Genomic DNA, 15,152 nt, shown 5'->3' with positions numbered 1-15,152 from the left:
TTTGTCGGTATCGTCCGGTTCTTCGGTGGGCCGGTACCGGCTCGGTTGGCGGGAAGTGTCAGAGGCTCCCGGTAGGCTCGCCGCGACCTGACCACCCACCAAGGCCGATCGGGAGTGCCACCTCGTGACCGCGGAGATCCTGTACGGGGCCGATGACCTCACGCACCTGGAGGGGCTTGACGCCGTCCGGAAGCGTCCGGGCATGTATATCGGCTCCACCGACAGCCGGGGCGTCAACCACCTCGCCAACGAGATCATCGACAACTGCACGGACGAGGGCGTGGCCGGCCATGCCACCAAGGTGGCCGTCACGCTTTACGCCGACGGCTCGGTGCAGGTGGAGGACGACGGCCGGGGCATCCCGACCGACGTCAACGCCAAGTCCGGGCTCAACGGCGTCGAGCTGGTGCTGACCCGGCTGCACGCCGGCGGCAAGTTCGGCGGCGCCGGCTACAAGACCTCCGGCGGCCTGCACGGCGTCGGCGCGTCCGCGGTGAACGCGCTCTCGCTCCGCTACGACGTGCAGGTCAAGCGCGACGGCAAGGTCCACGAGATCTCGTTCCAGCGCGGTGTGCCCGGCTCGTTCGACGGCCCCGGCCCGCAGGCCAAGTTCCACCCCGAGTCGGGCCTGCGCATCGTCCGGCGGATGAAACGCGGCGAGCCCAGCGGCACGACCACCCGGTACTGGTACGACGCCCGCTACTTCGAGGCCGGGGCCAAGCTCGACGCCGACGTGGTCCGGGCCAAGCTGCGCAACACGGCGTTCCTCGTCCCCGGCGTGATGTACACGTTGCGCGACGAGACCGGCGAGGAACCGACCACCGAGACGTTCCACTTCCCGCGCGGGCTCACCGACATGGTCGAGTTCCTCACCCACTCGGGCGACAAGCCGGTCTCGGGCATGCTCCTGGTCAACGGCGAGGGGACGTACAAGGAGAACGCCGCCGACGCGAACGGCGTCATGCAGTCCAACGTCGTGCGCCGGGCCGAGGTGGAGATCGCCTTCAGGTGGGGCACGGGCTACGACCGTACGGTCGAGAGCTTCACCAACACGATCCGCAACGTGCACGGCGGCACCCACCGCAAGGGCTTCGAGCGGGCCCTGGTCCGCGCGCTCGGCGAGGCGATCCGCAACACCCGCGGGCTGCTCAAGCCCAAGGAGGAGGTGCCGGTCCTCGACGACATCCTCGAGGGCATGACGGCGGTCATCCATGTGCGCGTGCCCGAGCCGCAGTTCACCTCGCAGACCAAGGACGAGCTCTCCACCGCCGGCGTCACCCGGGTGCTCCAGGGCCTGGTCGAGGCCCACCTCAAGGGCTGGATCGAGGACCGCAAGACCAAGGCCGAGGCCCGGACGGTCCTGCAGAAGATCGTCGACGCGGCCCGGGTCCGGCTGACCCAGAAACAGCAGAAGGACGCGGCCCGCCGCAAGACCGCGCTCGAGGGCGCGTCGATGCCGCCCAAGCTGGTCGACTGCCGGGCCACCGGCATCGCCCGCAGCGAGCTCTACATCGTCGAGGGTGACAGCGCGCTCGGTACGGCCCGGATGGCCCGCAGCTCCGAGTACCAGGCGCTGCTGCCGATCCGCGGCAAGATCCTGAACGTGCAGAAGGCGTCGCTGCAGCAGGTGCTCGACAACGCCGAGTGCTCGGCGATCGTGCAGGTGCTGGGGGCCGGCTCGGGGCGCACCTTCGAGATGAGCGCGATGCGGTACGGCCGCGTCATGATCATGGCGGACGCCGACGTCGACGGCTCGCACATCCGGACGCTGCTGATCACCCTGTTCGCGAAGTACATGCGCCCGGTGATCGAGCAGGGCCGGCTGTACGCCGCGATGCCGCCGCTGCACAAGGTCGTCACCAAGGGGCGCAACTCCGAGACGATCTTCACGTACACGCAGCAGGAGATGGACACGACGGTCGCCCGCATCGAGCGGGGCGGCGGGTCGGTGCACAAGCCGGTCAGCCGGTTCAAGGGCCTCGGCGAGATGGACGCCGACGAGCTGTGGGACACCACGATGAACCCGGCCACCCGCACCGTCCGGCGCATCACGCTCGACGACGCCGAGCGGGCCGAGGCCACCCTCGAGCTGCTGATGGGCGAGCGGGTCGAGCCCCGCAAGAACTGGCTGATCGAGGCGGCGGGCCGCATCGACCAAGAGACGATCGACGCCTGAGAGGCTCTGTCACAATGGCACGCCGTAAGAACACCGACAACCGCGTCGACCTGTCCGCGTTCGACCAGGCCGGCGCCCGCGTCATCGACAACCCGCTCACGACCGAGGTCGAGGACTCCTACCTGGAGTACGCCTACTCGGTCATCCACTCGCGGGCGCTGCCGGACGCGCGGGACGGTCTCAAGCCCGTACACCGGCGCATTCTCTGGTCGATGTCCGAGCAGGGCCACCGCCCCGACCGCGGGTACGTCAAGTCCGCTCGCGTGGTCGGCGACGTCATGGGTAAGTACCACCCGCACGGCGACGTCGCCATCTACGACGCCCTGGTCCGGCTCGCGCAGGACTTCTCGCTCAACGCGCCGCTGATCGACGGGCACGGCAACTTCGGCTCGCCCGACGACGGCCCGGCCGCGTCGCGGTACACCGAGGCCCGCATGTCGCGTGAGGCGATGCTGCTGGTCGGGGAGATCGGCGAGGGCACTGTCGACTTCAAGCCGACGTACGACGGCAGCGACGTCGAACCCAAGGTGCTGCCCGCCGCGTTCCCCAACCTGCTGGTGAACGGTACGTCGGGCATCGCGGTCGGCATGGCCACGAACATGATCCCGCACAACCTGGGCGAGGTCGTCGGGGCCGCGCGTCACCTGATCACCCACCCGGACGCCGATCTCGACGAGCTGATGCGCTTCGTGCCCGGGCCCGACCTGCCCACCGGCGGTCAGCTGCTCGGGCTCGACGAGGTGCGGCGGGCGTACGAGACGGGCCGCGGCGTGGTGCGCATGCGGGCCAAGGCGCAGACCGGGCTGCTCGAGGGCGGCCGGGGCCGGCAGGCCATCACGGTCACCGAGTTGCCGTACGGCGTCGGCACCGAAAAGATCATCGAGGCCATCACCGACGAGGTGAAGGGCAAGATGATCACCTCGGGTCCCAAGCGCGGCCAGCGTCAGGCGGCCCGGCTCCAGGGCATCGCCGACGTCAAGGACCTGACCGACCGCGAGCACGGCACCCGGCTGGTCATCGAGTGCAAGGTCGGCGTCAACCCGCAGGCCCTGCTGGCCGACCTCTACCGGCTCACCCCGCTGGAGACGTCGTTCGGCATCAACAACCTGGTGCTGGTCGACGGCCAGCCGCAGACGCTGGGCCTCAAGGCGCTGCTCGAGGTCTTCGTGCAGCACCGCTACGACGTGGTCACCCGGCGGACGACGTACCGCCGGACCAAGCGCCAGGACCGGCTCCACCTGGTCGACGGCCTGCTCATCGCCCTGATCGACATCGACCGGGTGGTGGCCATCATCCGTGGCAGCGACGACGCCGCGTCGGCCAAGGCGTCGCTGATGAGCGAGTTCTCGCTCTCCGACATCCAGGCCACGTACATCCTGGACACCCCGCTGCGGCGGCTCACCCGTTTCGACCGGATCGAGCTCGAGACCGAGCAGGAGAAACTGCGCGCCGAGATCGCCGAGCTGTCCCGCATCCTCGACAACGAGGACGTGCTCAAGCAGGTCGTCTCGGACGAGCTGGCCGAGGTGACCAGCTCGTTCGGCGCGCCCCGGCGCACCACGCTGATCGGCGGTGACCTCAAGGAGGTGCTGGCCGCCTCGGTGCCGGCCGGCCCGCTCGAGGTCGCCGACGACCCGTGCCAGGTGATCCTGTCGGCCACCGGCCTGATCGCGCGGACCGCGGCCGAGAGCGAGGAGGCCGCCGAGGGGCGCCGGCGTTCGGGCCGGGTCAAACACGACGCCGTACGGGCGGTGGTGCACTCGACCGCACGCGGGCGGATCCTGCTGATCACGAGCCGGGGCCGGGCCTTCAAGACCGACGTGCTGCCCCTGCCGGTGCTGCCGGAGCAGATCGGTACGGTCTCCCTGCGGGGCGGGGTGTCGGCGTCCGAGCTGGTCCCGCTGGAGAAGGGCGAGCGGGTGGTCGGCCTGGCGCCGCTGGTGGGCGAGGGTCTGGGCATCGCCATGGGCACCCGGCAGGGCGTGGTCAAGGTGGCCGCCCCCGAGTGGCCGGTGCGCTCCGACGAGTTCGAGGTGATGACCCTCAAGGAGGGCGACGAGATCCTGCAGGCCACGTGGATCACCGACCCGGCCGTGTGGCTGACGTTCGTCACCTCGGACGCGTCGCTGCTGAAGTTCCAGGCCAAGAACGTCCGGCCGCAGGGCCTCAAGGGCGGCGGCATGGCCGGCATCTCGCTGTCGTCGGGGGCCGAGGTGATCGGCTTCAACGCGGTGTCGACCACCGACGACGCCCACGGCGAGCCGATGGTCGTGACGTCGACCGGCACTCAGGTGAAGGTCTCGCCGTTCGCGTCGTACCCGGGCAAGGGCCGGGCAACCGGCGGCGTACGGGTGCAGCGTTTCCTCAAGGGCGAGACGAGCCTGACCGTGGCCTGGGTCGGCCCGCGCCCGGTCGGCGCGAGCAAGACGGGCGATCCGATCGAGCTGCCGGAGCCGGACGCGCGCCGCGACGGCTCGGGCGAGGCGGTCCTGATGGGGCCGCAGATCATCGGCCACTTGATCGAGCGAGGCTAGCCCACCGGCAGGCGCCTCCGAGCGGCGAAACCGAGATCACCGCGGTGATACCAGGCGATCTCGGTTTCGCCCTCCAGCCAGCACAGGTCGACCGGCACGCCGTCGAGGTCGGACGGAAAATCGACCAGCAGCGGGGCCAGGCTCTTGAGTACGGCCCCGGTCTGCTGGATCTCGGTCATCAGGTCGTCGAGGCGCGCGGTGGCCGCCTTCCACTCCGGCAGCCCCCGGCCGCCGGCGTTGACCACGGCGCCGACCTCAGCCGCGTCCGCGCGCACAGTAACGATCTCGTCGAGGACGGGCCGCAGGCGGTCGAGTTCCGCGCGCGCCTCGGCCAAGGTGAACAGGCCCATGGCGACAAGCATGTCTCATCGACCGCCACCTCCCCGCAGCGGTTCTCACCGGAACCGCGCTCGCTCTCATCGTCGCCGCGCCGGGATTCGCCGCCTTCACCGAGGCCCTGACCGAAGGGCCTCCGACCCACCCCGCTTCCGGCCACCCACTTCCACCGCCCACGGCCCGGACCGGGTCACCCGGGCGTCGTCCCGTTCGCCGCAGCGCCCCGCGGCCGGCAGCGCCCGCCACCCGACGGCGGAGCGGGAACCGCAGTGGCGCAGCATCGCCGGACCGCGGCGGCGCGACCACAGTGGCGCAGCATCGCCGGACCGCGGCGGCGCGACCACAGTGGCGCAGCATCGCCGGACCGCGGCGGCACGACCACGGCGGCGCAGCATCGCAGGCCCACAGAGGCGCAGCCGGTTGTGGCAGGGGACCACGGCAGTGCCGAACTTCAGAGCGCCGGATCGCAGCGCCGCAAGTCCAACGGGCCACACGCCCGCCAGGCCGCGGAGCCGCCGAACGCGGTGCCGCAAGTTCGCCGGGCCGCGGAACCGGAACGCGGTGCCGCAAGTTCGCCCGGGCCGTGGAGCCGGAACGCAGTGCCGCAAGTTCGCCCGGGCCGTGGAGCCGGAACGCGGTGCCGCAAGTTCGCCGGGCCGTGGAGCCGGAACGCGGTGCCGCAAGTTCGCCCGGCCGCGACGCACAGCGCAGCCGGCGGTCAGGGGCGGGCGCTGCGGCGGCGTTGTGGGGGCGGCCCGCGTTCAGCGTGAGCCACTCGCGCTCGAGCGCCGCGAAGGTCTGCACCTGCGCGGGCGACGGGACAGGAGCGAACGCTACCGAGGGGGTCCGACATTTTCGGCGGTACGCGGACGCCCGGCACCCAGAAGCAGGGAGGGAGCTCCGGCCGCGGCAGGCGGCTGGGTGGGTGGGGACCCCGGCGGTCCGCCGCCGGGCTGTCCCGCGTGGGGAGTGGAGGCTCGCCGGCCGCCGGCGGTCTGGGGAACCCGGGCCAGGTGCAGCGAGCCGTCGAACGAGTTCTCCAGCAGCAGCCGACGGCCGGGCCAGTAGATCCAGAACTCGGGTGACCTCGTGACCATCGCCGGAACCGCCGCGAGGGCGATTCCGGCGTCGAGGCGGACACCGGGAAGCGCGAGGCTGCCCCACGCGATCACGACCCCGCCGCCGTTCTCGAGCAGGGCCGCCTCGACGCCCGCGACGCTTGCCTCGGCCGACTCGATGACCAGCTCCGGCCGCACCTCCGCCCACCGGACGGCCCCGTCGGTACCCCGGGGAAACGACGGAGACCGGCCTCTTCGTACACGACGTACTCGGTCAGTCCCAGCAGTTCGACGCCGGGACGGCCGACCCACTCGATGGCCTTCGGCCCGCCGGAGCGGCCTCGGGCGGGCCGCGCCAGTCCGGGCGGCGGGAGATCCGGCCGGGACCCGTAAATCTGTCCCAGGCGCACGCGACGTTCCTCCGCAAAGTTTTGCCGTTCAGGTTAGTTGTGACTGGGCGATGGCCGCCTTTCCCGGCTCGCTCGACGGGCGCTGTCGACGGGTTCGCTGGGTCAGGAAGACGCAGGCCAGGACGACGGCCGCGGCGGCTAGCGACGCGGGGCTGACCGATTCGCCCAGGAGCAGGGCCGACCAGGCCAGGGTGAGTACCGGCTGGGCCAGCTGGATCTGGCCGACTCGGGCTATGCCGCCGCGGGCCAGGCCGGCGTACCAGGCGAAGAAGCCCAGGAACATCGAGACCGCGGTCAGGTAGGCGAAGGACGACCAGGCGCCGAAGTCGGCGTGCGGGGGAGTGGCCGCGGCGGCGACGATCGTCACCGGGATGGTGACCGGCAGCGAGAGCAGCAGGGCCCAGCAGATCGTCCGGGCGCCGCCCAGGCTGCGGGCGAGGGCGCCGCCCTCGGCGTACCCCAGACCGCAGAGGATGACCGCCGCCAGCAGGAACAGATCGGCGGGGTTGAGGGCGCCGCTGACGGCGCCCGTGGTGACCAGGAAGGCGATCACGGCCAGCAGACCGGCCGAGCTCGCGGCCCAGAAGGCCAGGGGTGGGCGTTCGCCGGCGCGCAGCACGGCGAAGACCGCCGTCATCGCGGGCAGCACGGTGATGACGACGGCGCCGTGGGCCGAGGTCTGCGTGGTCAGGGCCAGCGACGTGAACAGGGGGAACCCCACGACCACGCCGAGCGCCACGATCGACAGCCGGCGCCACTGGTCGCGGGCCGGGCGCGGGGCCCGCGTCGCGAGCAGGTAGGCGCCGGCGAGGGCGGCGGCGCCCACGGCCCGGCCGAAGGCGACGAACCACGGGTCGATCTGCTGCACGGCGACCCGGGTCATGGGCAGCGACAGGCTGAAGGCCAGCACTCCCAGGGCGCCCAGCGCGAAGCCCGCTGTTATCGAACCGGGGCCAGTAGCGCTACTCTCATCTTTCATGAATGACGGTAACGCAGCCGACCGTGTTATCCAAGATCTGCGGGGGCGGGTGCGGGGGATGGCGGCCGGCGCGCGGCTGCCGTCGGTGCGTGCGCTGACCGCCCGGCATCAGGCGTCTCCCGTGACGGTGGCCGAGGCGATTCGGCGCCTGGTGGCGGAAGGCGTGGTCGAGACGAGGTCGGGGCGGGGCACCTTCGTGGCGGCCCACCCCGCGTACCGCGAAAAGCCCGATCTGTCCTGGCAGACGGTCGCCCTCGGGCCACGGCCGTCCGGTGAGAGCGAGATGCAGGCGTTACTGGCGTTACCGCCGGCTGGGGCGATTCCGCTGACCGGCGGTTATCTCGACGCCGATCTGCAGCCGACCGCGGCCCTCGGGGCGGCGCTGGCCCGGGCGGCCCGGCAGCCCGCGAGCTGGCAGCGCGGGCCGGTCGAGGGACGCGAGGACCTGCGCGACTGGTTCGCCCGGCAGGCCGGTGGCGGTCTGCGCGCGGCCGACATGGTGATCTGCCCGGGCGGTCAGGCCGCGCTGTCGACCGCCTTCCGCGCGCTGGCCTCGCCCGGCGACACTGTGCTGGTCGAGTCGCCGACCTATCTCGGCGCGCTGGCCGCCGCCCGCGCTCGCGGGCTCCGGGTGGTTCCGGTTCCCGCGGACCCTTCCGGTGTGCGGCCGGAGCACCTGGCCGCCGCCTTCGCCCGCACCGGAGCGCGGCTGTTCTATTGCCAGCCGCTGTACGCCAACCCGACCGGCGCCACCCTGTCGGCCGACCGCCGGCCCGAGGTCGCCGCGGCCGTCCGCGACGCCGGAGCGTTCCTGATCGAGGACGACTACGCCCGCGACCTGACCATCGACGGCGAGCCGCCGCGGCCGCTGGTGGCCGACGACTCGGACGGCCATGTGGTCTACGTGCGCTCGCTGACCAAGTCGGCCGCTCCGGGGCTGCGGGTGGCCGCGATCGGCGCGCGCGGGCCGGCCGCCGCCCGGCTGCGGGCGGCCCGGCTGCTGGACGACTTCTTCGTGGCCGGCCCGCTGCAACAGGCCACAGTGGAGCTGGTCACCGCGCCGTCGTGGGCCCGGCATCGGCGCGGCTTGCGGACGGCGCTCGCGGCGAGGCGGTCCGCTCTGGTGAGCGCGCTTCACCGGCACCTGCCCGGCATGGTGCCGCCGGCCCTGCCGCGCGGCGGCCTGCATCTGTGGGTGGCCCTCCCGGACGGCGCCGACGACATCGCCACGACGGCGGCGGCCGCCGCCTCCGGAGTGACCGTCTTCCCGGGCCGCCCGTGGTATGCGGCGGAGCCGCCGGGGCCGTACCTGCGCCTGACCTACGCCGCCGCCCCGGCCGAGGAGATGGACGAGGCCGTACGCCGCCTGTCGCACGCGATGGCCTGAGGCTCCGCCGGACGGGCAGGACCGGGCGCCGTTCGGTCCGAAACCGGAACCCCAGCCGTTGCCGCTGTCCGATATGTGCGTTTATCGGGGGAGTGGCTATCGGACGGGGGAAGGTAATGGAGCGCAGACAACTGCTGGCCGGGGCGGCTCTGATCGCCGCCGGTGTGCTGGTTCCGGGTGGGGTGGCCGAGGCGGCGTACGGCAATGAGCCGGTTGTCCTCTACTCGGAAGGCGGCGGCTTCGTGCCGGCCGGCTACGACCAGATCCGGCCGCCGCAGCTGGTCGTCTATCGAGACGGCGCGGCGATCGTCGACGCGGAGCGGCGGCTGCGGCTGCGGCCGAGTGAGACCGACGCCCTGCTGCGGCACTCGGTGCGGGTGCTGCGTGACCCGGCCAACGGCAAGCTGCTGCTCGGGCCGGGCGATCCGCAGATCGCGGACGCGCCGACCAGCCACTTCGAGGCCCGGTCGCGAGGGCGGACGCTGAGGCTCGACGCGTACGCGTTCACCGCCTACCGCGAGCACCACGGTTACGCGGCCGCGACGTACGGCCTCTACGACGACCTCATGGCGTGCAAGGCGCGGGTCCGCAAGCGCGGCACCGTCTTCCGGCCGGACGCCGTCCGGCTGGTCGCGATACTGGCCGGTGGCGGCCCGGCCGCCGAGACCCGGCCGTGGCCGGACGGTGTCACGCCGCCCGCGTTCGGAAAGGACGCGTGGTGGAGCAATCGGGACGTCCGCGGTCGTCAGGCTCGGGCCGTGCTCCGCGCGCTGCCGCGCAAGGACGTGTGGGACTGGCGTTCGTACCGGCTGCCGGACGACCGTGTGGTCAGCGTGACCTGGCGCTACCTGCTGCCGCACGAATAGTTTGGGCCGATGACGGCCGAGCCCTTCGATCTGACCCGGCATCTCGGCGAGGGCTGGTGCGTCACCGTGACAGTGCTGGCCCCGGCCCTGACGCTCGACATGATGGGCGTGCGGGACGTGGCCGAGGCGCCGGACGGGCTCACCCGGGCCAGCCGGCGGATCCCGCGACGACTGCCCGAGGTCATGCTGCTGGCCCGGAGCGCGGGTGAGGGATCGCTGGTGCTTCAGGTGGAGGGCACGCTCGGCTGGATCGGCGCCGACCCGGACATGCTCGGCGAGCTGTCCGAGGCCGGGCGGGCCTGCACGATCCACCGCGACCCCAACAAAATCCAGCTGTCGGTGGCCGAGGACGGCGACGTGGTCGGCGGGATGAGCGCGGTGAGCCTGCGGACGTGGGGCCGCTTCGACGACGCCTGGACCCGTGAACTGGATGAGAAGTGGACGCCGAGCCAGTGTGCGGCGCTGGCCCTGAAAGCGATCACCGGCGTCGAGATCGACGCCGGTGTGCTCGATGGACCGTGGCTCGGGGGATTGACCAAAGGGCCTACTTACTAGGCTCGGGGACGTCGCACTTGATCTTCGGGTTGACGCCCAGCCAGTTGAGCGGCCCGGCCGCCACGGTGACGACGATCGTGCCGAACTCGGCACAGCTCGTGTCGCCGGTGTCCTTGAAGTAGCCGCGCTCGTAGGCGGCCACGCCGCCCAGAACGAGCCAGAGAATGACGATCAGCCCGCCTATCGTTCCGAAGCGCATCGGGGCCTCCTGAGTCTGTGGGGATGACCGCCGACGTACCCCGAAGGCTTTGATCTCTAAACGGGAGTGCGGACCGCTTGGAGGGTGTACGTGTGCGGCAGCCGGTTCGGTTTGTCGCGCAACTGGAACTCACCGTCGCCGATGTCCACCATCGTGCGCTCGAGAGCGTGCCACGGAACGCTGGTGTGCTCGACCAGCCCGGTGATGGTCATCCCGGCCTCGAGCAGGGCCGTCACGATCTCGCCCAGGCCGTGGTTCCACTCGTGGGTGACGCTGTGGGTGAACGCGGTGTCCGTCTCGACGTACGTCCCCGGCTCGTCGTAGATCTGCGGCGCGGCCGTCTCGAAATAGGGCTCGGTCAGCACGAGCAGGTCGTCGTCGCGCTCGTAGTCGAGCGCCCACAGCACGGGATGGCCCTCGCGGATGAACAGGCGCCCGCCGGGACGCAGGAGGGCCGCGACCGTGCGGGCCCAGCGGCGGATGTCGGGCAGCCAGCACAGCGCGCCGACTCCGGTGTAGACGAGGTCGTAGCCGTCGCCCACCGCCTCGACCGCGTCGTAGACGTCGGCCTGGACGAACCGGATGTCGGCCTTGGCGTCGGCGGCGATCCGGCGGGCCTGCTCCAGCGACTTCGGCGAGAAGTCGAGGCCGGTCATCGTGGCGCCCAGGCGGCTGAGCGACACGGTGTCGGTGCCGATGTGGCATTGCAGGTGTACGCCGCGCAGCCCGGACACGTCGCCGAGCAGCGGCCGGTCGAAGCGGACGGTGTCGCTCAGGAACGCCGGATCGTCGCGGAGCCGGTGGGCGTTGTAGCCGGGGGAGGCGGCGTGGGCGGGCGCCCGCTCGTCCCAGTTGGCCCGGTTCACTTCACGGTAGTCGGTCACTCGGGCACGATATGCCGACGCCCTCGACCCGCGCCTTACGTTTTCGCGCGGTGATGGCGTTGAATGTCATGTCATGGAGAGCAGGCGGGCGACCGTCCGGGACGTACGCCGGGCGAACCGGGCGAGTCTGCTGACCGACCTGTTCCGCGGCGGCATGCAGAGCCGCCAGCAGCTCGCCGCCACCACGGCGCTGAGCCAGGCCAGCGTCAGCAACCTGATCGGCGAGATGATCGAGGAAGGTCTCGTCGAGGAGGCCGGCCTGGTCGGCTCGGACGGCGGCCGCCCGCGCGTGCTGCTGCGGGTGCGGCCCGGCTTCCGGTACGTGGTGGGCGCCGACGTGGCCGAGACCCGGGTGCTGGTCGAGCTGTACGACCTGTCGATGTCACGGCTGGCCGCGGCCACCCTCGAGCACGACGACGACCCCGCCCAGGTTGCCGCAAGGCTCCTGGAAGGCCTGGCCACGGTCGTGGCGGAGGCCGGGGTGGCGGTGAAGGACGTGCTCGGCTTCGGGGTGGGCGTGCCCGGCGTGGTCGAGGTGGACGACGGGGTCGTCGACTCGCAGTCGACCGGCTGGGACGCGGTGCCGCTGGGCGCGATGCTGCGGGCCGGAACCGGGGTCCCGGTCTTCGTGGAGAACGGCGCCAAGACCCACGGCCAGGCCGAGATGTGGTTCGGCGCCGGCCGCGGGGCGCGGCACGCGGTCATCATCATGATCGGTACGGGGGTGGGCGCGGCCGTCGTCATGGACGGGCGCTCCTACCGCGGCGCGAACAGCAACGCCGGCGAGTGGGGACACACCACCTTGATGTACGACGGTGAGCAGTGCCGCTGCGGCGCGCGCGGCTGCCTCGAGGCGTACATCGGAGCCGACCGGATCGGCGCCCGGCTGGCCGCGGCCCTCGGGGTGGAGCACACGCCGGAGCTGCTGCCGGAAACGCTCGCGCGCGACGATCTGGAGCCGGCCGCGATCGAGGTGTTCGAGCAGACCGCCGGCTACCTGGGCGCCGGCCTGGCCGACCTGATCAACCTGTTCAGCCCCGAGCGCATCGCCGTCGGCGGAGAGACCGGAACGGCGTTCGCCGACCGCTTCCTGCCCGAGATCCGCCGCGCCGCCGCCCGGCACGCGCTGCGCCGCCCGTACGCGTCCACCAGCATCGACGTCTGCCAACTCGGCCGCGACGCCGTGGCCATGGGCGCCGCCACCCTGCCGATCGCACGGCTGCTGGCCGACGGCGGCCTCCCCGAGCCACCGGCCGAGCCGGTCCTGTCCTTCGCCCCGAGGCAGCGGGCGAGAGGCTGACCTGCGGGCCCGGCCGGTCCGAAAGGGATCGGCCGGGCCCCACGGTCAGTTCGAGCGCAGGGCGGCGATCGAGTCGCGGAGCCAGAGGGCGCTCTGCTTGGGGATGCGCTCCTGGGTTTCGTAGTCGACCCGGACGATGCCGAAGCGTTTGGCGTAGCCCTCGGCCCACTCGAAGTTGTCGAGCAGGGACCAGGCGAAGTAGCCGCGGATGTCGGCGCCCTGGTCACGGGCCGCGGCTACGGCCGCGATGTGGGAGGCCAGATAAGCGGTACGGTCGTCATCGGCGACAAACCCGGACTTGTCGGGTGCGTCGTCGAAGGCGGCGCCGTTCTCGGTGATCACCATGGGCAGACCGGGATAGTCGCGGGCGAGCCGGGTGAGCAGCGAGGTGAACCGGGACGGCGTGATCGGCCAGCCCATGGCGGTCCGGGGCGTGTCCGGCAGGACGGCACGCACCACCGGGGCGCCGGTGGCATCGACCGTGCTCCCGTCGACATCCGTGCCGGCGAAGTCCTGGCCGAAGTAGAAGTTGACGCCCAGCACGTCGAACGGCTGGGAGATGATCTCCAGGTCGCCGTCCTGGACGGGCAGCGCCGAGCCGCGGGCGGCCAGATCGGCCACCACGTCGGCCGGGTACGTGCCGTGCCGCAGCGGGTCCAGATAGAGCCGCAGCCCCATCCCGTCGGCCCGCCGGGCCGCCTCGTGGTCCAGATCCGACGACGACAGTGGGTCGGCCGTGCCCATGTTGAGCGTGATGCCGAACGTGTGCGCGGGCGACCGCATCGCCTGCAGCGCCAGCCCGTGCCCCAGCAGCAGGTGGTGGGTGGCCGCGAGCGACGCGTCGAAGTCGCGGCGGCCCGGCGCGTGCACGCCCACGTTGTAGCCGAGCCAGGCCGAGCACCAGGGCTCGTTCAGGGTCGTGAACGTGCCGACCCGGTCCTTCAGCTTCTCGAAGACGATCGCCGCGTAGTCGGCGAACCGGTAGGCAGTGTCCCGGTGCGGCCAGCCGCCCGCGTCCTCCAGCTCCTGCGGCAGGTCCCAGTGGTAGAGCGTCACCCACGGGTCGATGCCGTTGGCCAGCAGCTCGTCGACCAGGCGGTCGTAGAAGGCCAGCCCGGCCGGGTTGGCCGGGCCGCGGCCGCCCGGCTGCACCCGGGGCCACGCCACCGAGAACCGATAGCTGTCCAGGCCCAGGCTTTTGATCAGCTGCACGTCCTGCGGCATCCGGTGGTAGTGGTCGCAGGCCACGTCGCCGGTGTCGCCGTTGTGCACGGCACCCGGGGTGCGGCTGAAGGTGTCCCAGATGGACGGCGTGCGCCCGTCCTCGTCCACGGCGCCCTCGATCTGGTACGAGGCCGTGGCCACGCCCCAGGTGAACGAGGGCGGCAGGCCGGTGATCAGAGGCGCGAGATCGGTTACGGATGTCAACGGTTCTCCAGGGAAAGGTCGAGGGCGCCGGTGGGAAGGTCGGCCGGAGGGTGAAGCCAGCAGGCCACGGAACGGCCCACGGCGTTGGCGTCGGCGGGCGGCCCGAGAACAGGGATCTTCGTCGGGCACGGCTCGAACGCCTTGGGGCAGCGTGGATGGAACGAGCATCCGCTGGGCATGCCGGCCAGATCCGGGGGCGAGCCGGGGATGCCGGCCAGTTCCCGCTTCGGGCCGCGCAGGGCCGGGAAAGAGGCGAGGAGCCCGGCCGAGTACGGGTGGAGCGCGTCCCGGTAGATCGTCGCCGCCGGCGCCTGTTCGACGATCCGGCCGCCGTACATGATGGCGATCCGGTTGGAGAACTCCACCAGCAGCGACAGGTCGTGCGTGATGAAGATGACCGAGAAGCCGAGCCGTTCGCGCAGCTCGATCAGCTGGCCCAGGATCTGCCGCTGCATCACCACGTCGAGGGCGGTCGTCGGCTCGTCCATGATGACCACCTGCGGTTGCAGGATCAGCGCCATGCCGATCATCACGCGCTGGCGCATGCCGCCGGAGAGCTGATGGGGGTACGCGTCCATCCGGTCCGGCGAGATGCCGACCAGCTTGAGCATCTCGCGGGCGCGGGCGTTGCGGGTGTGTTCGCTCATCTTCGGCTCGTGGGCCCGGAGCACGTCGGTGAGCTGGGTCGAGATCTTGTGTACGGGGTTGAGCGAGTTCATCGCCCCCTGGAACACGATCGCCGTCTCGGCCCAGCGGAACTGCCGCAGCTTGCGGTCGGAGAGCGCCAGGACGTCGTACGGGGAAGCGCCCTCGGGGTGATAGACGACCTCGCCCCCGGTGATGACACCGGGCGGGGGCAGCAGCCGCGTCAGGCCGTAGGCCAGCGTCGACTTGCCGGAGCCGCTTTCGCCGGCCAGGCCGAGGACTTCGCCGCGGTGCAGGGTGAGGCTGACGTCGCGTACGGCGTGAACTGCTTTGTCGCCCAGGCCGTAATCGACGTTCAGATTGCGGATCTCGAGCACGGGCTGGCTCACGAGGGC

Annotated in this window: 13 protein-coding genes; 6 read left to right on the top strand and 7 right to left on the bottom strand. The window is 71.8% G+C overall.

Annotated features, from left to right (window positions below; translation table 11 throughout):
* Positions 1–124 precede the first annotated feature (124 nt).
* Together AB0C26_RS02080 and AB0C26_RS02075 are read left to right on the top strand one after the other, a co-directional pair.
* Positions 125–2,176 carry a DNA topoisomerase IV subunit B gene (locus tag AB0C26_RS02080; RefSeq protein WP_360240055.1) on the top strand — a complete coding sequence of 684 codons (2,052 nt, stop codon included), beginning with the start codon at positions 125–127 and terminating at the stop codon, positions 2,174–2,176.
* 14 nt (positions 2,177–2,190) lie between these two features.
* Positions 2,191–4,710, top strand: a complete 2,520-nt coding sequence (locus tag AB0C26_RS02075; RefSeq protein WP_360240052.1) for a DNA topoisomerase IV subunit A — start codon at positions 2,191–2,193, stop codon at positions 4,708–4,710.
* Here AB0C26_RS02075 and AB0C26_RS02070 read toward each other — a convergent pair.
* The 3 genes from AB0C26_RS02070 to AB0C26_RS02060 all read right to left on the bottom strand — a co-directional run bounded on the left by AB0C26_RS02070 (position 4,707) and on the right by AB0C26_RS02060 (position 7,493).
* Positions 4,707–5,060: a DUF2203 domain-containing protein gene (locus AB0C26_RS02070; RefSeq protein WP_360240049.1), complete on the bottom strand. Its 354-nt coding sequence runs from the start codon at positions 5,058–5,060 to the stop codon at positions 4,707–4,709. The genes AB0C26_RS02075 and AB0C26_RS02070 overlap by 4 nt on opposite strands.
* A gap of 819 nt (positions 5,061–5,879) precedes the next feature.
* Entirely contained in the window at positions 5,880–6,302 is a 423-nt protein-coding gene (locus AB0C26_RS02065; RefSeq protein WP_360240046.1) for a hypothetical protein, read from the bottom strand.
* 240 nt (positions 6,303–6,542) lie between these two features.
* Positions 6,543–7,493 carry a DMT family transporter gene (locus tag AB0C26_RS02060; RefSeq protein ID WP_360240043.1) on the bottom strand — a complete coding sequence of 317 codons (951 nt, stop codon included), beginning with the start codon at positions 7,491–7,493 and terminating at the stop codon, positions 6,543–6,545.
* On the opposite strand from AB0C26_RS02060, the gene AB0C26_RS02055 reads away from it, so the two are divergent.
* The 3 genes from AB0C26_RS02055 (at position 7,492) to AB0C26_RS02045 (ending at position 10,301) form a co-directional block, all read left to right on the top strand.
* The gene (locus AB0C26_RS02055) at positions 7,492–8,880 is read left to right on the top strand and encodes a PLP-dependent aminotransferase family protein (RefSeq protein WP_360240040.1); all 1,389 of its coding nucleotides are present in this window, start codon (positions 7,492–7,494) and stop codon (positions 8,878–8,880) included. The genes AB0C26_RS02060 and AB0C26_RS02055 overlap by 2 nt on opposite strands.
* Positions 8,881–8,996: 116 nt before the next feature.
* Entirely contained in the window at positions 8,997–9,746 is a 750-nt protein-coding gene (locus AB0C26_RS02050; RefSeq protein ID WP_360240037.1) for a hypothetical protein, read from the top strand.
* A gap of 9 nt (positions 9,747–9,755) precedes the next feature.
* Positions 9,756–10,301 (top strand): hypothetical protein, encoded by a 546-nt coding sequence (locus tag AB0C26_RS02045; protein ID WP_360240034.1) that lies wholly within the window; start codon positions 9,756–9,758, stop codon positions 10,299–10,301.
* On the opposite strand, the gene AB0C26_RS02040 is transcribed toward AB0C26_RS02045, so the two are convergent.
* Both AB0C26_RS02040 and AB0C26_RS02035 read right to left on the bottom strand, forming a co-directional pair.
* Positions 10,291–10,500 carry a hypothetical protein gene (locus AB0C26_RS02040; RefSeq protein WP_360240031.1) on the bottom strand — a complete coding sequence of 70 codons (210 nt, stop codon included), beginning with the start codon at positions 10,498–10,500 and terminating at the stop codon, positions 10,291–10,293. The two genes, AB0C26_RS02045 and AB0C26_RS02040, sit on opposite strands and share 11 nt — an antisense overlap.
* A 56-nt stretch (positions 10,501–10,556) precedes the next feature.
* Positions 10,557–11,384: a class I SAM-dependent methyltransferase gene (locus AB0C26_RS02035; protein WP_360240029.1), complete on the bottom strand. Its 828-nt coding sequence runs from the start codon at positions 11,382–11,384 to the stop codon at positions 10,557–10,559.
* 73 nt (positions 11,385–11,457) lie between these two features.
* On the opposite strand from AB0C26_RS02035, the gene AB0C26_RS02030 reads away from it, so the two are divergent.
* Positions 11,458–12,684, top strand: a complete 1,227-nt coding sequence (locus AB0C26_RS02030; RefSeq protein ID WP_360240026.1) for an ROK family transcriptional regulator — start codon at positions 11,458–11,460, stop codon at positions 12,682–12,684.
* Positions 12,685–12,729: 45 nt separating this feature from the next.
* On the opposite strand, the gene AB0C26_RS02025 is transcribed toward AB0C26_RS02030, so the two are convergent.
* Both AB0C26_RS02025 and AB0C26_RS02020 read right to left on the bottom strand, forming a co-directional pair.
* Complete coding sequence (locus tag AB0C26_RS02025) at positions 12,730–14,112, bottom strand: GH1 family beta-glucosidase (protein ID WP_360240023.1); 1,383 nt, start codon at positions 14,110–14,112, stop codon at positions 12,730–12,732.
* The gene (locus AB0C26_RS02020) at positions 14,109–15,146 is read right to left on the bottom strand and encodes an ABC transporter ATP-binding protein (protein WP_360240020.1); all 1,038 of its coding nucleotides are present in this window, start codon (positions 15,144–15,146) and stop codon (positions 14,109–14,111) included. Before AB0C26_RS02020 ends, AB0C26_RS02025 begins: the two co-directional genes overlap by 4 nt.
* Positions 15,147–15,152 lie beyond the last annotated feature (6 nt).

Origin of the sequence: Actinoplanes sp. NPDC048796, from assembly GCF_040650035.1 — a bacterium.
Lineage (GTDB): Bacteria > Actinomycetota > Actinomycetes > Mycobacteriales > Micromonosporaceae > Actinoplanes.
This window is presented reverse-complemented; position numbering and strand designations above follow the sequence as displayed.